Raw genomic sequence first — 18033 nt, forward strand, 5'->3', positions numbered from 1 at the left:
GTCAGGTCGCGCCACGTCCCCGACACGCCCCGCACGTCCGCCTGCCCGCCGAGCATGCCCTCGGTGCCGACCTCGCGGGCCACCCGGGTCACCTCGCCGGCGAACGAACTCAGCTGCTCCACCATGGTGTTGACGGTGCTCTTCAGTTCCAGGATCTCGCCCCGGGCCACCACGTCGGTCTTCCGGGTCAGGTCGCCGCGGGCCACCGCCGTCGCCACCTGGGCGATCGAGCGGACCTGCGCGGTGAGGTTCCCCGCCATGAAGTTCACGCTGTCGGTCAGGTCGCGCCACGTCCCCGACACGCCCCGCACGTCCGCCTGCCCGCCGAGCATGCCCTCGGTGCCGACCTCGCGGGCCACCCGGGTCACCTCGGCGGCGAACGAACTGAGCTGCTCCACCATGGTGTTGACGGTGTTCTTGAGTTCCAGGATCTCGCCCCGGGCGTCCACCGCGATGGTACGGGTCAGGTCGCCGCGGGCCACCGCCGTGGTCACCTGCGCGATGTTGCGGACCTGCGCGGTGAGGTTGCCGGCCATCGCGTTCACCGAGTCCGCCAGCTCCCGCCACGCGCCCACCGCCTGCGGCACCTCGGCCTGGCCGCCGAGCATGCCCTCGGTGCCCACCTCGCGGGCCACCCGGGTCACCTCGGCGTTCAGCCGGGACAGCCGCTCCGCCATGTCGTTGTAGACGCCGGAGATCTCGCCCAGCACCCCGGGCGCGTTCGGCAGCCGCAGCGACAGGTCGCCGTCCCGGACGGCGGTCAGCCCGGCCAGCAGCCGGCGCAGCGCCACGCCGTCGGACGTGGGCCGGGGCGCCGCGGGGTGCCGCGCGTCGGCGTGGTCGGGCTCGGGTTCGGATTCGGGCGCGGGCGCGGGCTCGGATTCGGGCGCGGGCCGTGCGGGCTCCGGTGTGCGCGGGTCGGACGCGCTGTCCACGTCACCACCACCTCGGGTCCGGTCAACGGGGCCGGGCCCGCCGGGTGAGGCGGGGCCCCGGCCGTTCACTGACATCTCTTCCACTGTGGCACCGTCGCCGCCAGGGTTCCGCCGGGGGGCGGATCGTCTCCAGCCACACCCGTTTGCCGCCGCCGGGAACCGGTTCGCTGCCCCAGGCCGCGGCCAGCCGGTCGACCACCCGCAGACCGTGGCCGCCCGGCCGCGCGGGCACGTGCGGGGCGCGCAGCACCGGCATCCGGTCGTCGCCGTCGCACACCGCGACCCGCAGCAGCGGCCCGCACCTGGTCAGTTCCAGCGCGTACGGGCCGGCCGCGTGCTGGCAGGCGTTGGTGACGAGTTCGCCGGTCATCAGCAGCACGTCCTCGGCGGCGGCCCGGCCGACGGCGTCGCGCGCGGGCAGCCAGCCCCACTCCAGCAGGGCGAGGCGGGTGAACTCCCGGCTGCGGGCGACCGCGCCGGGCGCGGCAGTGAGCGGCAGGCGGCGGCGCTCGGTGCGACCCTCGACGGGTCGGCCGCTCATCGCTGCTCCCCGGGCCTCTCCGCGCCGCCCGGCTCCGGACTCGCGGCACTCTCCGAGGACGCGGCAGAAGGCTCGGTGCTGTTCGAGGGCTCGGCACCGCCGGACTCAGTACCGCCCGAAGGCCCGCCACCACCCGGCGGCGCTGCCGGCCTCTCATCGCTGCTCGCCGGCGCTGCCGCGTTCCCGGCCGGCCCGTCGGTCAGCGCGTCCTCGACGGTGGGCCGCACGGCCAGCACCTCGTCCGCGCCGGTGATCTCCAGTATCTGGAGCATCACCCGCCCGGGAGCGGCCACCAGCAGCGGGACGCCCGCCTGCTGGAGGGCGGCGTTCGCCCGCAGCAGCAGGTTGAGGCCGGTGGAGTCGCAGAAGTCGAGACCGCCGCAGTCCACCACCAGCCGGGCGGGCGGGTCGGCGACGGCCCTCTCCAGGGCTTCGCGGAGCGGGCCGACGCTGTCGTGATCGAGTTCGCCCTCGGGGCGCACCACCAGTGCGCCAGGGGGACGGCGCAGGGTGACGGTGAGGGGGGCACCGGTGGCAGTCCGGGCGTCCACGGTGCGAACACCTCCTGCCGGCGGTAGGGTTTCCCGCCCTGGGGCGGCTACGGTCCGCGCGGCTACCCGGCTGGGCGAGGCTCAATCACGCGCCGTGTCCGTGGTGCCGCGCGTCCCGCCCTCGATCTGTTCGCGCAGCCCGGTCAGGGTGGCGGTGAGGATCCGCGAGACGTGCATCTGCGAGACGCCGATCTCGACGGCGATCTCGCTCTGGGTGAGTCCGCCCCAGAACCGCAGCAGCAGCACGGTGAGTTCCCGTTCGGGCAGTCGGCCGATGAACGGCCTTGCCGCGACGCGCAGTTCGGCGAGTTCGAGTTCCGGGTCGCAGCAGCCGAGCCGGTTGATCAGCGCGCTGCCGGTCTCGTCGGACTCGTCGTCGCGCAGCGAGTCGAGCGAGTCGCAGCGGCACAGCCGCCCGGCGTCCAGCCCTTCGGCCGCCTCGGCCTCGGTGACGTGCAGTTCCTCGGCGAGTTCGGCGGTGTCGGGCAGCCGGCCGAGGTCCTGTTCGAGCCGGTCGGAGGCGCGGGCGGCGGCCAGGTAGCGTTCCTGGACGCTGCGCGGGACCCGCAGCGGCCACGAGGTGTCGCGGAAGAATCGTTTGATCTCACCGGCGATGGTCGGGATCGCGTAGGTGACGAACTCGACGCCCCGGTCCGGGTCGAACCCGTCGACGGCCTTGATCAGGCCGATCGTGCCGACCTGCAGGATGTCGTCGAGCTCCTCCGGGCGGTGCCGGAACCGGGCGGCGACGAACCGCACCAGCGGCATGTTGAGTTCGATCACGGTGCCGCGCACATAGCTCGACCGCGAATCCTCGGGCGGCAGTTCGGCCAGCCGCCGGAACAGCGCGTCACTGAGCTCCCGGGCCTCGAACTTGCCCATGGCCCGCATCTCGCGCCGGGTCGGCCGGTACATCGGGTCGATCTCACGGCTGCCGCGTTCTCCGTACCGGCGGTCGCTCTCTCCGTACCGGCGGTCGTTCGGCCGGCCGGCGCGGCGACGGCGCGCCGGCCGGTGGCGGTGGGTCGTGGTGATCACTGGGAGTCATCTCCCGGGGACGGCGTGGGCCCTGGCGCCTGCCCGGGCTTCTGGTCATGGCTCCGGGCACGTCGCTACTGGGACGCACTGGGCAGCCTGCTCGGAGCGACGCCCCACCTGTACCCGATCGGCCGCGTTTGAACCCGATTCGTCCCGACTGATCCGGGTATGCGCGGACGTGACCCCTTCCGGCCACGAAAGGAGAGCCGTCATGCCCGCCGGATCGAGCCCCAAGCGGGAGCGCCAGTACGAGCACATCAAGGAGAGCCAACTGAAGCGCGGCGCGAGCGAGCAGCGCGCCGAGGAGATCGCGGCGCGCACCGTAAACAAGGAACGCGCCCGGCACGGCGAGAGCCGGACGGCCTCGCGCAGCTCGGTGCGGGACGTCTCCTCCGCGCACCGCGGCGGCAAGCGCTCGCACAGCGGAGCCGAAGGGCCGACCTACGACCAGCTGTACAACGAGGCCCGCCGGCGCAACGTCGAGGGCCGCTCGAAGATGAACAAGCACCAGCTCGAAAAGGCTCTGGGGCGGTGAGTGGGATGACGATGCCGATCCCCGCCGACCCGGACGTACGTCCGCCCGAACCGCCGGACAGCCCGCCGCGTCCGACCGACCCGCCAGGCCCGTACAGCCCGACGCCCGTGCCGCCGGACCCGGACCCGCCGATCTCGCCGCCCATTCCGCACGACCCGCAGCCGCTCCAGCCCGTCCCCGGGCCTCCCCCGAGCGAGCCCGAGCCGCCGGACCCGGGCCGGCCCGGCCCCGAGCCGACCCCCGAACCCGAGCCCCAGCCCGCCTCTCCCCCGCTCGGCCGGTAGCGCGTCGAACAACGTCAACTCGCCGCGTGCTCCGACCTCGTGGCCGCGAAGAACTCCAGCAGGCGGGCGTTGACCAGCTCCGGCCGTTCCAGGGTGAGACCGTGCCCCGCGCCCGGAACCATCTCGGCCCGGACGCCCGGGATCAGGCCGGTGACCCGGGCCAGCACCCGGCGCGGGCGCAGCAGCGCGCTGCGGGCACCCACCAGCACGAGGGCGGGGACGGCGACGGCACGCAGTTCCTCGTCGCCGAACGGCGGGGCGGCGGGACGGCCGGTGGGCTTCCAGCTGCGCATGGCGAGCATCATCGGGGCGAGCATCTCGGGTGGGGCGATCAGCGCGGGGTTGGCGAGCAGCCGGGCGAGGGCGGGACGGAAGCGGCGGGGTGCGAGCATGCCGAACAGGCCCGCGATCATGTGGAAGTAGAACCGGACCGGCACCTTCTCGATGCCGCCCGGGTCCAGCGGGGCGATGGACGCCAGCCGCCCGGGCGCGCGGATCGCCTGGTTGAGGGCCAGCCAGCCGCCGTACGAGACGCCGACCAGGTGCACCCGTTCCAGGCCGAGCCCGGCCAGCACCTCGCCGAGCCACTCGGCGTTCTCGGCCGGCCCTGCGGCGACGGCGCGCTGCACGCTGCGGCCGGGGTCGTCGAGGGTGGAGATCGCGTACACGGGATGGTGGGCGCCGAGCGCCGCGATCTGCGGGTACCAGTTGGCCGGGTGGCCGGCGTGGCCGTGCAGCAGCACGACCGGTTCCCCCGCGCCGGGCCCCGCGTAGTGGTGGACGTGCACGGTGCCGTAGGAGGTTTCGACGTCGAGGGCACTGTGCGGGGCGGGCCACAGGCCCATGGCCCGATCGTAGGCGTCGAGGAACGCGGTGCGGGCCTCCTCGTTGACGAAGTGTCCGACGCTGGTCCTGGTCATGATCCCCTCCGGAACTTTTGGTGGTATGTTTGTACCACAAAAACGTTCGAAGGGGCCCGTATGCCGAAGCTGGTCGACCACGAGGAACGGCGGGCCCTGATCATCGACGCCCTGCTGCGCTCCGCCGCACGGACCGGCCTGCACGCCGTCACGATGCGCTCCGTCGCACAGGAGGCGGGCGTCTCGGTCCGCCTGGTGCAGTACTACTTCGACACCAAGGAGCAGCTGCTCCTGGCCACCCTCACCCGCCTCGGGGTCCGGATGGGCGAACGCGTCCGCGACCGCGTCCGGGCCACCGCCGCCACCCCGTCCCCGCGCGAGATCGTCGAAGCCGTCCTGGTCGAGGCCGTCCCCACCGACGAGGAGAGCCGCACCTTCCACCTCGTCTACACCGCGTACGCCGTCCTCTCCGTCACCGACCCGGCCCTCGCCGAGCAATCCTTCCTCTCCGCCCCGAACGAGATGGAGGCCTTCCTCGTCGCCCACCTCACCGCCGCCGCCATCACCGACCCCCAGCACGAGGCCGTCGTCCTCCTCGCCCTCTCCGCCGGCCTCGGCCTGAGCGTGCTCCTGGGCCAGCGCACCCCCGAGGCCGCCACCGCGGTCCTCCGCCACCACCTGGACCGGCTCTTCCGGACGCCCTGACTCCCCCCAACCACAGTGGTACGCAGGCGAGTTGCCTCTGCGGTCGCCGTGGCAGGATCGGATCATGCCCTTCGATCACAACGACCACTACCACCGCCTGCTGCTGCGCCAGGTGCCGCGGAACGGCCGTGCGGCCCTGGACGTCGGCTGCGGGACCGGCCGATTCGCCCGCCGACTCGCCCAGTCGGGCCTGCGGGTCGACGCGATCGACCGGTCGGCGGAGGCGATAGCGGAGGCCCGCGCGGCGTCCGCACGGACGGCCGACCACCGGGCACCCCAGTTCCGGCACGCGGACCTCACGGAGCTCCAACTCCCCCAGGGACACTACGACTTCATCTCCTGCCTCGCCACCGTCCACCACATGCCCTTCGCCACCGTCGCCGCACTGCGCGACGCGCTGGCGCCCGGCGGCGTCCTGGTGATCCTGGGCTGCTACCCCGAGAAGACCCGCCTCGACTGGGCGTGGAGCCTGGCGGCCGTACCCGTCAACGCCGCCGCCCGGCTCGCCGTGGCAGCCGCCGAAACGCTCCGCCGCCGCCAGGCTCCACCGGCGGGAACGGCGCCGGTCGCCATGCCGACCATGCCCCTGCACGAGATCCGCCGGAAGGCCGCTTCGCTGCTGCCCGGGTGCCGCATTCGCCGCCTGCTGTTCTGGCGCTACCTGCTCGTCTTCCGCCAGGGCGCCTGACCCCACCCGGCCTGCCCGGAAGGGGAGTTCACGGATCCGCTACCTTCCTCCCATGGAACGGGCCACCATCCTCAGCAGCCTCGCCGCGAGCGGAACCGACACCAGCCCGCAGCGGCTCACCGAACTCACCGCCGAACTCGGCCTACCGCTCGCCGACCTGTACGCCGTCGCCGGCCACCCGGTCCCGCCGGAACTCCTCCCCCCGCAGCGCGACGCCAAGGTCCTGTACCAGTTCTCCTACCGCGTCAGCCACTGCGACCACGCGCAACTCGTCGCCCTGGAGGAGTTCGTCCGCTCACTGCCCCGCATCGCGGCGACGGAGCCCCCGGTGCGGCCCGAGCCATTTCCCGCCCAGACCGGCTTCGCCGCCACGCTCGGCGCGATGATCCACAACCGTGGCTTCGGCCTCCGCGAACTGCCGTTCATGGGCCTGTCCCGCAGCACCCTGCACAGCATGGTGGAGAGCTGGGAGCCGAGTCCGCACCACGAGTACCGGCTGTGCGCCATCGCGGGCCCACTGGGCTGGACGCTGCCCGACCTGTTCGCGGTCGCCGACGAGCCGTACTCCGAGAAGTTCCGCCCGGTGATGCACTGCCACCACCTCGGCCGGGTCTTCACGGCGGCCGTCCACCTGACCACCGCCCAGCTGATCGAGACCGCCACCGAAGCCGACCGACTGAGCGCACGCCAGGACGAAGGCGTCTGGCAGCCCGTCTCGGACGGCTTCGCCACGGAGTGCCCGGACCTCATCTGAGGGCGCGCATCCCGACCCGGCCGGACACAGCGGCAGGTCACGCGTCTCGGCCGGGCCCGGTGATTGAGCGGGGGGCCAGCGGGCAGACGCCGCGTGAACGGAGCAATGGAGCACGCGAAAGGACGTGGACCCATGCTGCTGCTCGGACTCCTCCTGTTCGCCGCGTCCGGTGCGTTCGCCGGGCTGCTGATCGCCGAGAACCTGGGCGGCGGACCCGAGACGGCCGTGACGATGTTCGGTCACCAGATCGCCACCATCAGCACCCTGGGCGCGTTCCTCGCCGGAATCGCCCTGACGCTGATCTTCGGCGCCGGCCTGCTCCTGATCCGCGCGGGCCTGCACCGGCGCCACCACTACGGCCACCGCCACAGCCAGCCGGCCGCCACCACCACCGACCCGCTCGGCACGGGCACCATCGACCCGACCACCGGCACCCCGTCACGGGGCAGCCACCGTTACGACCACTGAGCGCCGGGCGCACGAACTCCCCCGCCGCGCGCCCCCTCAGGTCGTTCCCGCCGGTCCGCGCAGTTCGCGGAACACCCCCCAGCCCACCGACAGCACCGGCACCGCGACGGCCGCGCCGACGATCCCGCCCAGGGTGGCGCCGGCGGCGACGGCCAGGGCGATGGCGACGGGGTGCAGGCGCACCGCCCAGCCCATCACCAGGGGGTGCAGGATGTGGCCCTCCAGCTGGCCGATCACCACGATCAGGGCGAGCACCACCAGCGCGGTCACCGGTCCGCGGGTGGCGAGTGCGACCAGCGAGGCGATCGCGAGGGCGATCGGCGAGCCGATCAGCGGGATCAGCGCCGCGACGAACTCCAGGCCGGCCAGCGGCACGGCGAGCGGCACGCCGAGTACGGCCAGCACCACGCCGACCAGGATGGCGTTGGTGCCCGCGACCAGGAACAGGCCCCGGGTGTAGCCGGCGAAGGTCCGCCACCCGGCGCGGCCGCCCCGCTGCCACAGTTCGCCGGTGCGGGCGGGCAGCAGGGACGTCCCCCAGCTCCACATCCGTTCGCCGGAGTGCGTGAAGAACACCGCGCAGAACAGGGCCAGCGCGGCGCCGGCCGCCGCCTCCACCACCCAGCCGGCGCCGGTGACGGCCGTGGACAGCACGGCCTGCCGGTGCGTGCTGAGCAGTTGGCCGAGCCGGTGCCGCAGGTCGCCGAGGGTGCCGGCCCGGGCGTGGAACGGCGGGCCCTCCAGCCAGTGCTCCAGCCGGTCCAGGCCGTCCCGCACCTGCCCTCCCAGCTGCCCGGACTGGGCCTGGATCACCACCGCGATCAGCGTCCCCACCCCGGCGAGCAGCAGCATCGCGCCGAGCACGGTGAACAGCACCGCGAACGCGCGCGGCATCCGGCGGGCCAGCAGATCGACGGGCGGGCGCAGCACGGCGGTGACCACCAGCGCGACGAACACCGCCACCACCGGCAGCAGCAGCCGGCTGACGATCAGATAACCGGCGTACCCGGCCACCGCGATGGCCAGCAACCGCCAGGCCCGTCCGGCCATCCGCTCCAGCCCGCTCGGCCGCCGGGGCACCTCGGCGCCGCGCGCGGCCGCCGGCCGCCCCGACCTGGCCGGGCGACTGCCTCGCGGCGCACGGACGTTGCGCGAGCGCGGCCCACCTGCGCGTCCGGCCATCACACTCCCGCCTCCCGTCCGCCCGGACCCGCCGCAACCCGCACGCCGGCCCGCGCCTTCACCACCCGCCACCACCACTACTACCCCCGCCGCCCCGGGCCCGCTCGCAGCACATCCGCAGGACAGCCGCACCGCCCCCCGTTTCCGCCCCCCCGCTCGCGGGCAGACGCCCGGACGGGCATCGACGCAGCAGGAGGTGGACACCATGGCGCAACTCAGCGTCCCGATCGTCTGCGGACTCTCCGGCGACCTGGCCATTCCCGCCCTGCAAGTGGTCGCCCTGCTGCGCGCACTCCCCGAGGAGTGGCAGGACTGGGCACAGCGCGACGACAACGAACTCGACCCGGTGACGGCCGCAGTGTTCGCCAGCCTGGTCCGCCAACTCGCCGACCAGATCGACCTTGCCTGCATCGAGATCACCAGCGAGGGCTGAACGGGTCGGTCCGCCCACCAGGAACCGTCCGTCCGGAGCCGCGCGCCACCGCAGGCGCGCTACCGCAGCACGATGCGGGCCTTCAGGATGGGGCGCAGGCGGTCGACACCCGGGTGCGGTCCGCGGCCTTGACCAGCCAGCCGCCGTCCCGGAACCACCGCCAGGGTGTCTCGACCCCGGCATCCGCCAGCACGCGCAGCAACGCGTCCCAGCCCTCGATCGCCGGGCCCAGCACGTCGGCGATCTTGTCGCGCGTCGGCTCGACGTCCGGGTCCGTGAACGGGTTCGTCACGCTGCGAGGCTAACCCCGGGGCGGTCTCGCGGCGCAGCCGGAGAGTGCGGTTTCCGGTTCGCGGAGGCGGGCAGGCGCATCCGCGAGGGGTTGGGACCGCGACGAAGAGGTGCTTGACGATGGCGACCGACCTGGAGCTGGACCTGTTGGAACAGATGACGACGGATCACGACGTGCTGCGGGTGCGCTTCAGTGAGCTGGCGGGCCTGCCGCTGGGCGATTCGCGGCGGAACTGGCTGGCACTGCTCACCGCCGACGGGCTGGTGCGGCACTTGGCGGCGGAGGACGAGTACCTGTACCCGATCGCGCGCAGCGGCCGGCCGGCCCGTGACGACACGGTGGACCACGGCCTGCAGACGCACGCGGTGCTGTACGAGCTGGTGCGCGAGTTGCGGGCGACCTCGTCCGGCTCGGCCGAGTTCGACCGGCTGCTGGCCCGGCTGATCGAGGAGGCGACGGGGCACTTCGGGGTGGAGGAGGCCCAGTTGTTCCCGACGGTCCGCACCCACGCCACCCCGCTCCAGCTGGCGGCCCTGGGCGAACAGGCCCGCGACACCGAGCGGACCGCCCCGCCGCTCTCCAGGGCCGTTCTGCCGCGCGACACCCTGCCCCCGGACGACCTGGTCGCACCCGAGCTGACCTGGCACGAGCGGATGCACCGCCGGTTCCGCTTCGGCGACATGCGCGAGGGCTGACCGGCGCGGCACCGGGTCGCAGAAGAACCGCCGGGCAGGCGCCGGTCCGGCTGACCGGTCCGGCTCGCCGCCGTGCCGGTGAGCCGGACCGGCGAGGACGCAGGCGCCGCCCGGCGGGTCGGGGACTCCGGGGCGGCGCAGTACGTGGTCCAGGCCCCGCCGGTCCCGGCCGGCCGGTTTGCCGGGTGGCGATCGTGGTGAAACGCGCCGCGGGGGCCGGATCGACCGCGGAGCGGAGAGTCGAGATGAACGAGCTGAGCGAGGTCGTGGTCGCCTTTCTGGCGGCACCCCGAGGAACGGAGCAGGTCGAACTGACCTCGCCGTGGCAGGCGGTCGCGGACCGCGGCGGCACGCCCCGGCTGGTGTCGACGAAACCCGGGAAGATCCGGGCGTTCCACCACCTGGACCGGGCGGACGCCTTCCCGGTGGACGCGGTCGCCGCGGACACCTCGGCCGCCGACTTCGACGCGCTGGTGCTGCCGGGGGGCGTGGCGAACCCGGACTTCCTGCGCACCGACCGCCACGCCGTGGACTTCGTCAGCGGCTTCTTCGCGCGCGGCAAACCGGTCGCGGTGATCTGCCACGGTCCGTGGACGCTGATCGAGGCCGACGCGGTGCGCGGCCGCACCTTGACGTCCTGGCCAAGCCTTCGCACGGACCTGGTGAACGCCGGTGCGACCTGGGTGGACCGGGAGGTGGTGGTCTGCGTGGACGGGCCCAACACGCTGGTGTCCAGCCGCAGGCCGAACGACCTGCCCGCGTTCGAGCGCGCCTTGGTCGACGCCTTCGCCGGCCGCCCGGCCGCGGGCTGAGCCGACCCGTACCGAAGCCCGGTCAGTCGAGTACGCCCGCGAGGGCGCGGGTGAGTACGTCCTCGAACGGGTCGCGGGGGGCGGCGGGGCCGGGGGTGGTGAAGAGGGCGGCGATCCGGGGGTGGCCGCCGTCGGTGGCGAGGTGGCGCAGGTAGGCGGTGCGGTGGGCGGCGTCGTCGGCGCGGGCGGCCATCTCGTTCTGGGCGAACAGTGCGGTGAGGCCGCCGAGCAGGGCGAACGCCTCGACCTTGCGGGACGGGGCGGCGGGGTGGTCGGCGAGGTTCTGGTGGCCGGACGGCCTGGTCCGCGAACTGGTCGCACGCGGCTTCCACGTGGCCGCCTACGACCAGCGCGACGCCGGCGAGTCCGGACGCGTGACCGCGCCGCCCGCCGGGCACCCCGTCACCGCACTGCTGCGCCGCACCGCGCCCGCCTACCGGGCCGAGGACCTGACGGACGACGCCGTCGCCGTGCTGGACGCACTGGGCTGGCCGCGCGCCCACCTGTTCGGGCACTCGCTGGGCGGGCTGGTCGCCCAGCGCGTCGCCGTCCGGCACCCGCAGCGGGTGCTCACCCTGACCTCCTCCGCGGCGATGCCCAGCGACGCGGGCGCGCTCGGCGCGCTGCGCCACGTCCGCCCGGGGCCGGTGCTCCGACTGGCCCGGCTGCACCACCCGGAGACCCCCGAGGGCAACCTCGCCCTGGCGGTCGCGCTCGCCCGGATCCTCGCCGCTCCCGAACGCGCCGTCGGGCCGGACGACGTCCGGGAGTTCGTCGAACGGGAGGCCGCGCGCGGCCTCGCCGGGTTCCGCGACGCCCAGGCGCAGAGCCGGCAGATCGGCGCGAAGTGGTCCGGCGGGCCGCTCGCCCGGATCGCCGCACCGACCCTCGTCCTGCACGGCGAACGCGACCCGCTGCTGCGCCCGTCCGCCGCCCGCACCCTCACCGCCGCCGTCCCGGGAGCCCGCCTGCGCATCATGCCGGGCGCGGGCCACCTGCTCACCCGCGAACACTGGGCGCCGTACGCGGACGAGCTGCGCGCCCACGCGACGCGCCGGTCCGTTTCGGCAGTCAGCCCCGCAGGCGGTGCGGCGGCCCGTCGAGAGTGAGCGCTCCGCCGGCGCGTGCGCGGGGCGTTCCGTCAGAGTTCGCGGAGCGCGGGCAGCAGCTCGCGCTCCGCCCAGTCCAGGTACGCGGGTTGGCTCTCGCCGCCGATCTGGATCAGCGCGAGCTCGTCGAACCCGGCCTGCGTGAACGGGCGGACGGCGCCGAGGAAGTCCTCCGTCCGGTCGCCGCAGGGGACGATCCGGGCGACGTCCTCGGGGCGCACGAACCGGCTCGCGGCGGCGAACGCGGCCGGGCCGGGAAGTTCGGCGTTGACCTTCCAGCCGCCGCCGAGCCAGCGGAACTGCTGGTGGGCGCGGGTGACGGCGGCGTCGCGGTCGCGGTCGAAGCAGATCGGGATCTGCCCGACGGCGGGCTTTCCCGCTCCGCCGTGCTCGGCGAACCCGGTCAGCAGCGACCGTTCCGGCTGGACCGCGATCACCAAGTCGGCGAGGCGTCCGGCGAGCGCGCAGGAGGCCGGGCCGGAGACGGCGACGCCGATCGGCGGTGGCGGCTCGGGCAGATCCCACAGTTTCGCGCGGTCCACCTGGAAGTGCTGCCCGTGATGGGTGACGTACCCCCCGGCGAACAGCGCCCGAATGATCTCGACGGCCTCCGCCAGCATCTCCTGCCGCACCGCCGCGGCGGGCCAACCCCGGCCCATCACATGCTCGTTGAGGTTCTCGCCACTGCCCAGCCCCAGCCGGAACCGCCCGCCGGAGAGCAGCTGAACGGTCGCGGCCTGCTGCGCGACCACCACCGGGTGGTACCGGAACGTCGGGCAGGTCACGTACGTCATCAGCGGCAGCGCGTCAGTGGCCCGGGCGGCCGCGCCGAGCACCACCCAGGCATTCGAGGCATGCCCCTGTTCGGCCAGCCACGGAAAGTAGTGGTCGCTGATCACCGAGAAGTCGAACCCGGCCCGCTCCGCACCCACCACGTCCGCGACCAGATCGGCCGGGCCGCGCTGCTCCGTCATCATCGTGTATCCGATTCGCACCATGGTTGCGCGTGTGCCCAGGTCACACGGGTCCGCACCCGGATCCGCCCGTTTTCCCGCCGTTCGCAGCAAGCCCGGGCACCTCGTGGAACGTCCACCGCGGCCCGCGCATCTCACCCCGCCCGACCCGAGGTGGCGTCAAACATGCCTCTCACCAGGCGACTTGACCTGGCCACGCCCGACCGCCACCATTCCACTAATCAATTAGTGAAAGGGTGGTGGTGCCGTGATCGAGTACCGCCTGGATCGGCGCGGTGGCGTGCCGACCTATCAGCAGATCGTCCAGCAGACCAAGCACGCGTTGCGGCTCGGCTCCCTTCAGCCCGGGGACCGGTTGCCGACGGCGCGGGAGGTGGTGGAGCGGACGGCGGTCAATGCGAACACCGTGCTGAAGGCGTACCGGGAGCTGGAGCGGGAGGGGCTGGTGGCGCCGCGTCCGGGGCTGGGGACGTTCGTGTTGCGGTCGCTGTCCCGGCCGGAGACGGCCGAGGACGGGCCGCTGCGGGCGCAGTTGACGGCGTGGGTGGACGGGGCCCGGAAGGCCGGGCTCGAGCGGGAGGACATCGGCGCGCTGGTGGCCTCCGTACTGGATCAGCGCTTCGCGACCGGGGGCCGCCCGGCGGAGCGGACGACACTGGACAAGGGTGAGGAATGACAGCAGCGATGGGTACGCCGCTCGCACTCGAGGCGAAGGACCTCGGCTGGGCCTACCGCCGGAATCAATGGGCGGTCCGGCACTGCGACTTCACGGTGCCGACCGGCCGGGTCTGCGGTGTGGTCGGACCGAACGGGGCGGGCAAGAGCACACTGCTCGGCTTGGCGGCACGGCTGTTCGCCCCGTCCGAGGGCGAACTGCGGGTGCTCGGCGAGTCGGTGACGGGCCCCGCGGCGCCCGAACTTCGGGCCAAGGTGGCCTATGTGACGCAGGAGAAGCCGCTGTACCGGACGTTCACGGTCGCCGAAACGCTGCGGATGGGCCGCGAGCTGAACCCGTCCTGGGACCAGGCGACAGCCCAACGCGTGGTCGAGCTCAGCGAGTTGCGGCCGGACGCCCGGGTCGGCCGGCTGTCCGGCGGCCAGCGCAGCCGGGTCGCGCTGGCCATGGCGCTCGGCAAGCGGGCCGAACTCCTGCTGCTGGACGAGCCGTTCGCCGATCTGGACCCACTGGCCCGGCACGACCTGACCGGCCTGCTGCTGGCCCAGGCCGCCGAGCACGGCACCACCGTGGTGATCTCCTCGCACCTGATGTCCGAGCTGGAGGAGGTGGTCGACCACGTCCTGCTGGTGCAGTCCGGCCGCGTCCGGCTGGCCGGCGACCTGGACGAACTCCTGGACGGGCACCGGCTGGTGGCCGGCCTGGCCGACGCGGAGCGGCCCGCCGGGAAGGTGATCGAGTGGCGGGTCACCGGCCGCCAGGCCACCGGCCTGATCCGCACCGACCCGGCCGGCCCGCCGACCGGGGACCTGTCCGAGTCGTGGGACGCCACGCGTCCGCGCCTGGAGGAACTCCTGCTCGCCCACCTGCGCAATCCCGCCGAGGCCGGCGCCCCGGGCGACCGCCTCTCGACCATCAGCGAGGCCGCCGCATGAGCACCGCACAGCTGACCTCGCCCGACACCGCTTCCGGCCCGGCCAAGGAGCCCACTCCCGCCCGCCGCTCCCGCCTGCACGGCCTCGCCTGGCTGGCCTGGCGACAGAACCGCCTCGCCGTCTGGACCCTCGGCGGCGCGATGCTGCTGGTGGCCGCCGTCCAGCTGTTCCTGCACTTCAAGCTCCAGCGCGAGATCTCCCTGTACCACGGCGAGTGCCGCGATGGCGGCGGTTGGGGTGTGCCGGCCTGCGACCGCTTCATCACCGACGTCAACGACGCGGTGAACTGGACCGCCGACTGGATGCACCGGCCGTTCTTCCTGCTGCCCGCGGTGGTCGGCATGTTCCTGGGCGCACCGTTGCTCGCCCAGGAGTACGAGCGCGGCACCGTGCGGATGATCCGCGCCCAGTCGGTGTCGCCGGCGCGCTGGCTGACCGCCCGGCTGGCCGCGCCGGCGGCGCTGGTGATCCTCGCGATCGGCCTGTTCGCCGCGCTGAACACCTGGCTCGCGCTCGACATGAACCGTCTCGACTTCGGGCGGAACGACCTCTTCCCCGGCTTCACCTACGCGACGATCGGCCTGGCGCCGCTCGCCTGGTCGCTGTTCGCGCTGGCCGTCGGCGTGGCGGTCGGTCAACTGGTGCGCCGCACCGTGGTGTCGATGCTGGTGACCGGCGTCCTCGTGCTGGGGGCCGAACTGCTGGTCCGCTCGCTCCGGGTGTACTTCGTTCCGGTGTCCGAGGCGACGGGCAACCTCGGCGGGCAGATCAGCCACTGGCGCGGCGTCCCCGGCCAAATTCCGTACGGGGCCTGGCTGGTGGACCACGGACCGGTGCTGGCGAACGGGACGCGGGCGACCGAGGCCGACTGCTACCGCCTCGGTGACGCGTGCGACAAGGCCACCCAGGCCTGGGCGACCTACCACCCGAACTCGCACTTCATCCCGATGCAGCTGGTCGAGGGCGGCCTGCTGCTGGCTCTCTCGGCCGCCATGGTGTTCCTGGTCTACCGGCGGGTCACCCGGTCCGCCGTCTGAACGCGACGGCGGGCCGCCCGGTCCGCCGCGTCTGAACGCGCCGATGCCCGGCGCCGTGGGCTGTCAACCACGGCGCCGGGCTCACCTATTGATGATACGTCAGGTCGAGCCGACCAGCTCGGGGCCGGGGGTGACGGTGACGGGGACGCCGCGTCGGCGGTGCTGGTCGGCCCAGGCGGTGAGGGCCTGGCGGCAGGCCGCGTCGAGGTGGGTGAGGGCGGACAGGTCGAGTTCCACCGGGCCGGTCGGGGTGACGTCCTCCAACCGGTCGACCAGGGTGGGGAGTTTGACGAAGGTGGCGTTCCCGTGCACCCGCACCACGGTGCCGTCCGGCGACTGCTCGACGTGCAGCCGGATGTGGGTGACGTCCCAGGCCGTCTTGGCGAGCGCCGCGACCAGGCCGATCACCACGCCCTCCAGCAGGTTGAGGGCGACGATGCCGATCGCGGTGGCGAGCAGCACGAACGCCTCGGAGCGATCCGCGCGCCACATCCTCAACCGGGCCCGGGGCGCGACGAGTTTGCCGCCCGCGTGCACCAGCAGCCCGGCGAGCGCGGCCAGCGGCACCAGGTCCAGCAGACCCGGCAGCACCAGCGCGAACAGCAGCAGCCAGACGCCGTGCAGGATCCGCGAGGCCTTCGTCCGGGCGCCCGCCTGCACGTTGGCGGCGCTGCGGACGATCACCGCCGTCATCGGCAGCGCGCCGAGCGCCCCCGCCACCGTGTTTCCGACGCCCTGGGCGAGCAACTCCCGGTTGTACGCGGTGCGCGGCCCCGCGTGCATGTGGTCGACTGCGGACGCGCTGAACAGGCTCTCGGCGGACGCGATCAGCGCGAACGCCAGCACGGCGCCCCACACTTCGGGCCGCACCAGCAGCGCGAACTGCTCGGTGCCCGGCGGCTGCAGGGTGTCGAGCAGGCCGTCCACCCGGACGGTCGGCACCGGAAGGTGCAGCAGCCGGACAGCGGCCGCGGCGAGCACCACGGCCACCAACGGGCCGGGCAGCAGCGCGAGTCGGCGCGGCACGAACTTCCACAGCACCAGCACCGCGACCACCCCCGCGCCGACGGCGAGCGACGCCCCGCCGGCCGCCGTGTGCACCGCCCGGACGGCGGCGACGGGCAGACCGACCAGGTTGGCGAGCGCCTCGCCGCCGGCCTTGCGATCCAGCAACACATAGGACTGCGAGGCGATCAGCACGATGCCGATCCCGGTGAGCATCCCCTCCACCACCGCGGCGGAGACGGCCCGGAACCAGCGCCCCAGGCGCAGCACCGCGAGCAACACCTGCACCAACCCGGCGGTCAGCACCACCACGCCGAGCGCGGGCAGCCCGTAGGTGGTGACGGCGGAGTGGACCAGCACGGTCAGCCCGGCGGCGGGCCCGCTGACCTGCAGGCTGCTGCCGGGCAGCGCGCCGGCCACCAGGCCGCCGATGATGCCGGTGACCAGGCCGAGTTCGGCGGGCGCGCCAGAGGCGACGGAGACGCCCACGCAGAGCGGGACGGCGACGAGGAAGACGGTGATCGAGGCGGGCAGATCGGTGCGCAGCACGGCGCGCACCCGGGCAGGGTTCCAGGGCATGGCGGGTCCTCGGACGTAGCAGTGACGGGGACTTCCGGTGGCGCGGGGCACGCCCGGTCCGCCCGGCGGCCGTCCGGCGTGCGGGCGGGCGCGGGCAGGCGGGAGCGACGTTGCGCGGCGCGGGGCGATGCGGGGCGGCACGGCGTGATGCGGGGCGGTGCGGGGCGGGGCGGCGCGATGCGGGGCGATGCGGGGCGATACGGGGCGATACGGGGCGATACGGCACGGTGCGGCGCGGGGCGATACGGCACGGTGTGGCGCGACGGTGGTCGGTCGGTGACGGGGCGTCGGGGCCGGGCGGGACGGCTCCGGCTCAGTGGCGGAACACCTGAAGTACGGCGGGCCCGGCCGGACGTGCGGCCGGTGCGGACTGACGGCCGGCGGTATCGGGCGGCGTGCGCGGGGCCGCGCCGACCGCCGATCGCTTCGCCACCGCGGACGGCCGGGCATCGCGGCGAACAGGGGCTGCGGGGGCGGGAGTTGTGGAGCCGCGTCCACGTTCGACGCTCTCCGGCTCCTCCTCCGCCGTGCTGCCCGCGACACTCGCGCTGCCGGCGCTGCCAGTGGCGGTGCCGGCGGCCTGGACCGCTGCCCCGCGGGCGTCCGCGAACCGGTCGCCGCCGGCCGGGCCGGGGAGCAGCGCCACGACCAGCGTCACCGTCAACGCGGCGACCAACGCGGCAACCGACGTGGCGACCCTCGCGGCGCTCGGACCGGCGCGCAACAGCCGGATCGGCGGCACGGCTCGGCGCATCCCGCCCTCCCCGGCTCGCGTCCGTCCCGGCTCCCCGCCGACGGACTTGATGTGCCGTCATCGTATCCGGACGGTCACCGTGGGTGTGCGGCTGCGGGCGGTCTGCCGGGGTCTCGGCCACGGGTTTGTCCGGTTCCCGGCCGCGCACACGCCGCGCACACGCCGCATCCGGGGGCGGCGCGCCGTCGCGC

At 74.1% G+C, this 18033-nt stretch carries 24 protein-coding genes; 13 read left to right on the top strand and 11 right to left on the bottom strand.

Going from position 1 to position 18033, the window contains the following annotated elements; translation table 11 throughout:
- The 4 genes from ACFYS8_RS30370 to ACFYS8_RS30385 form a co-directional block, all read right to left on the bottom strand.
- On the bottom strand, window positions 1–791 hold a 791-nt coding region (locus ACFYS8_RS30370; RefSeq protein WP_387647210.1), incomplete at its 3' end, for a HAMP domain-containing protein.
- Window positions 792–957: 166 nt separating this feature from the next.
- Window positions 958–1476, bottom strand: a complete 519-nt coding sequence (locus ACFYS8_RS30375; protein WP_387647045.1) for an ATP-binding protein — start codon at window positions 1474–1476, stop codon at window positions 958–960.
- The gene (locus ACFYS8_RS30380; RefSeq protein ID WP_387647047.1) at window positions 1473–2027 is read right to left on the bottom strand and encodes an STAS domain-containing protein; all 555 of its coding nucleotides are present in this window, start codon (window positions 2025–2027) and stop codon (window positions 1473–1475) included. The genes ACFYS8_RS30375 and ACFYS8_RS30380 overlap by 4 nt, the downstream gene beginning before the upstream one ends.
- 81 nt (window positions 2028–2108) lie before the next feature.
- Window positions 2109–3065: a SigB/SigF/SigG family RNA polymerase sigma factor gene (locus ACFYS8_RS30385; RefSeq protein ID WP_387647050.1), complete on the bottom strand. Its 957-nt coding sequence runs from the start codon at window positions 3063–3065 to the stop codon at window positions 2109–2111.
- 211 nt (window positions 3066–3276) lie between these two features.
- Here ACFYS8_RS30385 and ACFYS8_RS30390 point away from each other — a divergent pair, with 211 nt between their 5' ends.
- Window positions 3277–3600 (top strand): plasmid stabilization protein, encoded by a 324-nt coding sequence (locus ACFYS8_RS30390; protein WP_387647051.1) that lies wholly within the window; start codon window positions 3277–3279, stop codon window positions 3598–3600.
- A 5-nt stretch (window positions 3601–3605) separates the two neighbouring features.
- On the top strand, window positions 3606–3884 hold the full coding sequence (locus ACFYS8_RS30395; protein WP_387647054.1) for a hypothetical protein: 279 nt from the start codon (window positions 3606–3608) through the stop codon (window positions 3882–3884).
- 14 nt (window positions 3885–3898) lie between these two features.
- Here ACFYS8_RS30395 and ACFYS8_RS30400 read toward each other — a convergent pair whose 3' ends face one another.
- On the bottom strand, window positions 3899–4804 hold the full coding sequence (locus ACFYS8_RS30400) for an alpha/beta fold hydrolase (RefSeq protein WP_387647057.1): 906 nt from the start codon (window positions 4802–4804) through the stop codon (window positions 3899–3901).
- Window positions 4805–4864: 60 nt separating this feature from the next.
- Here ACFYS8_RS30400 and ACFYS8_RS30405 point away from each other — a divergent pair, with 60 nt between their 5' ends.
- The 4 genes from ACFYS8_RS30405 to ACFYS8_RS30420 all read left to right on the top strand — a co-directional run bounded on the left by ACFYS8_RS30405 (window position 4865) and on the right by ACFYS8_RS30420 (window position 7359).
- Window positions 4865–5449 (top strand): TetR/AcrR family transcriptional regulator, encoded by a 585-nt coding sequence (locus ACFYS8_RS30405; RefSeq protein WP_387647060.1) that lies wholly within the window; start codon window positions 4865–4867, stop codon window positions 5447–5449.
- 37 nt (window positions 5450–5486) lie between these two features.
- The gene (locus tag ACFYS8_RS30410) at window positions 5487–6137 is read left to right on the top strand and encodes a class I SAM-dependent methyltransferase (RefSeq protein ID WP_387647212.1); all 651 of its coding nucleotides are present in this window, start codon (window positions 5487–5489) and stop codon (window positions 6135–6137) included.
- Window positions 6138–6189: 52 nt separating this feature from the next.
- The gene (locus ACFYS8_RS30415) at window positions 6190–6891 is read left to right on the top strand and encodes a hypothetical protein (protein ID WP_387647062.1); all 702 of its coding nucleotides are present in this window, start codon (window positions 6190–6192) and stop codon (window positions 6889–6891) included.
- 132 nt (window positions 6892–7023) lie between these two features.
- Window positions 7024–7359, top strand: a complete 336-nt coding sequence (locus ACFYS8_RS30420) for a hypothetical protein (RefSeq protein WP_387647063.1) — start codon at window positions 7024–7026, stop codon at window positions 7357–7359.
- Between the two features lie 36 nt (window positions 7360–7395).
- Here the strand turns inward: ACFYS8_RS30420 and ACFYS8_RS30425 are convergent, their stop codons facing one another.
- Window positions 7396–8409, bottom strand: coding sequence for an AI-2E family transporter (locus ACFYS8_RS30425; RefSeq protein WP_387647065.1), 1014 nt, complete (start codon window positions 8407–8409; stop codon window positions 7396–7398).
- A 337-nt stretch (window positions 8410–8746) separates the two neighbouring features.
- On the opposite strand from ACFYS8_RS30425, the gene ACFYS8_RS30430 reads away from it, so the two are divergent.
- Window positions 8747–8974 carry a hypothetical protein gene (locus ACFYS8_RS30430; protein ID WP_387647068.1) on the top strand — a complete coding sequence of 76 codons (228 nt, stop codon included), beginning with the start codon at window positions 8747–8749 and terminating at the stop codon, window positions 8972–8974.
- An 82-nt stretch (window positions 8975–9056) separates the two neighbouring features.
- Here the strand turns inward: ACFYS8_RS30430 and ACFYS8_RS30435 are convergent, their stop codons facing one another.
- Window positions 9057–9266: a hypothetical protein gene (locus ACFYS8_RS30435; RefSeq protein WP_387647071.1), complete on the bottom strand. Its 210-nt coding sequence runs from the start codon at window positions 9264–9266 to the stop codon at window positions 9057–9059.
- A gap of 119 nt (window positions 9267–9385) precedes the next feature.
- Between ACFYS8_RS30435 and ACFYS8_RS30440 the strand changes: the two genes are divergently transcribed.
- Window positions 9386–9961, top strand: a complete 576-nt coding sequence (locus ACFYS8_RS30440) for a hemerythrin domain-containing protein (RefSeq protein ID WP_387647073.1) — start codon at window positions 9386–9388, stop codon at window positions 9959–9961.
- A 245-nt stretch (window positions 9962–10206) separates the two neighbouring features.
- Complete coding sequence (locus ACFYS8_RS30445; protein WP_387647076.1) at window positions 10207–10773, top strand: type 1 glutamine amidotransferase domain-containing protein; 567 nt, start codon at window positions 10207–10209, stop codon at window positions 10771–10773.
- A gap of 22 nt (window positions 10774–10795) precedes the next feature.
- On the opposite strand, the gene ACFYS8_RS30450 is transcribed toward ACFYS8_RS30445, so the two are convergent.
- Window positions 10796–10966, bottom strand: coding sequence for a hypothetical protein (locus ACFYS8_RS30450; RefSeq protein ID WP_387647079.1), 171 nt, complete (start codon window positions 10964–10966; stop codon window positions 10796–10798).
- A gap of 55 nt (window positions 10967–11021) precedes the next feature.
- Between ACFYS8_RS30450 and ACFYS8_RS30455 the strand changes: the two genes are divergently transcribed.
- Complete coding sequence (locus ACFYS8_RS30455) at window positions 11022–11882, top strand: alpha/beta fold hydrolase (RefSeq protein WP_387647082.1); 861 nt, start codon at window positions 11022–11024, stop codon at window positions 11880–11882.
- A 32-nt stretch (window positions 11883–11914) separates the two neighbouring features.
- On the opposite strand, the gene ACFYS8_RS30460 is transcribed toward ACFYS8_RS30455, so the two are convergent.
- On the bottom strand, window positions 11915–12880 hold the full coding sequence (locus tag ACFYS8_RS30460) for a TIGR03557 family F420-dependent LLM class oxidoreductase (protein WP_387647084.1): 966 nt from the start codon (window positions 12878–12880) through the stop codon (window positions 11915–11917).
- A gap of 223 nt (window positions 12881–13103) precedes the next feature.
- Between ACFYS8_RS30460 and ACFYS8_RS30465 the strand changes: the two genes are divergently transcribed.
- Genes ACFYS8_RS30465 through ACFYS8_RS30475 form a run of 3 tightly spaced genes read left to right on the top strand, consistent with a single transcriptional unit; the run spans window position 13104 to window position 15504 of the window.
- Entirely contained in the window at window positions 13104–13532 is a 429-nt protein-coding gene (locus ACFYS8_RS30465) for a GntR family transcriptional regulator (RefSeq protein ID WP_387647086.1), read from the top strand.
- Window positions 13529–14467, top strand: a complete 939-nt coding sequence (locus ACFYS8_RS30470; RefSeq protein WP_387647089.1) for an ABC transporter ATP-binding protein — start codon at window positions 13529–13531, stop codon at window positions 14465–14467. Before ACFYS8_RS30465 ends, ACFYS8_RS30470 begins: the two co-directional genes overlap by 4 nt.
- Window positions 14464–15504 carry an ABC transporter permease subunit gene (locus tag ACFYS8_RS30475; RefSeq protein ID WP_387647091.1) on the top strand — a complete coding sequence of 347 codons (1041 nt, stop codon included), beginning with the start codon at window positions 14464–14466 and terminating at the stop codon, window positions 15502–15504. Before ACFYS8_RS30470 ends, ACFYS8_RS30475 begins: the two co-directional genes overlap by 4 nt.
- Before the next feature lie 99 nt (window positions 15505–15603).
- Here ACFYS8_RS30475 and ACFYS8_RS30480 read toward each other — a convergent pair whose 3' ends face one another.
- Complete coding sequence (locus tag ACFYS8_RS30480) at window positions 15604–17088, bottom strand: SulP family inorganic anion transporter (RefSeq protein WP_387647094.1); 1485 nt, start codon at window positions 17086–17088, stop codon at window positions 15604–15606.
- Between the two features lie 313 nt (window positions 17089–17401).
- Entirely contained in the window at window positions 17402–17842 is a 441-nt protein-coding gene (locus ACFYS8_RS30485; RefSeq protein WP_387647097.1) for a hypothetical protein, read from the bottom strand.
- Window positions 17843–18033: the final 191 nt, after the last annotated feature.

It is taken from the genome of Kitasatospora sp. NPDC004615, from assembly GCF_042873545.1.
Classification (GTDB): Bacteria; Actinomycetota; Actinomycetes; order Streptomycetales; family Streptomycetaceae; genus Kitasatospora.

Bases quoted from the DNA above. Each gene is read 5' to 3' on its own strand.
- ACFYS8_RS30375 (WP_387647045.1), bottom strand. From the start codon at position 1,476: ATGAGCGGCCGACCCGTCGAGGGTCGCACCGAGCGCCGCCGCCTGCCG.
- ACFYS8_RS30390 (WP_387647051.1), top strand. From the start codon at position 3,277: ATGCCCGCCGGATCGAGCCCCAAGCGGGAGCGCCAGTACGAGCACATC.
- ACFYS8_RS30395 (WP_387647054.1), top strand. From the start codon at position 3,606: ATGACGATGCCGATCCCCGCCGACCCGGACGTACGTCCGCCCGAACCG.
- ACFYS8_RS30400 (WP_387647057.1), bottom strand. From the start codon at position 4,804: ATGACCAGGACCAGCGTCGGACACTTCGTCAACGAGGAGGCCCGCACC.
- ACFYS8_RS30405 (WP_387647060.1), top strand. From the start codon at position 4,865: ATGCCGAAGCTGGTCGACCACGAGGAACGGCGGGCCCTGATCATCGAC.
- ACFYS8_RS30415 (WP_387647062.1), top strand. From the start codon at position 6,190: ATGGAACGGGCCACCATCCTCAGCAGCCTCGCCGCGAGCGGAACCGAC.
- ACFYS8_RS30420 (WP_387647063.1), top strand. From the start codon at position 7,024: ATGCTGCTGCTCGGACTCCTCCTGTTCGCCGCGTCCGGTGCGTTCGCC.
- ACFYS8_RS30425 (WP_387647065.1), bottom strand. From the start codon at position 8,409: ATGGCCGGACGGGCCTGGCGGTTGCTGGCCATCGCGGTGGCCGGGTAC.
- ACFYS8_RS30430 (WP_387647068.1), top strand. From the start codon at position 8,747: ATGGCGCAACTCAGCGTCCCGATCGTCTGCGGACTCTCCGGCGACCTG.
- ACFYS8_RS30440 (WP_387647073.1), top strand. From the start codon at position 9,386: ATGGCGACCGACCTGGAGCTGGACCTGTTGGAACAGATGACGACGGAT.
- ACFYS8_RS30445 (WP_387647076.1), top strand. From the start codon at position 10,207: ATGAACGAGCTGAGCGAGGTCGTGGTCGCCTTTCTGGCGGCACCCCGA.
- ACFYS8_RS30450 (WP_387647079.1), bottom strand. From the start codon at position 10,966: ATGGCCGCCCGCGCCGACGACGCCGCCCACCGCACCGCCTACCTGCGC.
- ACFYS8_RS30460 (WP_387647084.1), bottom strand. From the start codon at position 12,880: ATGGTGCGAATCGGATACACGATGATGACGGAGCAGCGCGGCCCGGCC.
- ACFYS8_RS30470 (WP_387647089.1), top strand. From the start codon at position 13,529: ATGACAGCAGCGATGGGTACGCCGCTCGCACTCGAGGCGAAGGACCTC.
- ACFYS8_RS30475 (WP_387647091.1), top strand. From the start codon at position 14,464: ATGAGCACCGCACAGCTGACCTCGCCCGACACCGCTTCCGGCCCGGCC.
- ACFYS8_RS30480 (WP_387647094.1), bottom strand. From the start codon at position 17,088: ATGCCCTGGAACCCTGCCCGGGTGCGCGCCGTGCTGCGCACCGATCTG.
- ACFYS8_RS30485 (WP_387647097.1), bottom strand. From the start codon at position 17,842: ATGCGCCGAGCCGTGCCGCCGATCCGGCTGTTGCGCGCCGGTCCGAGC.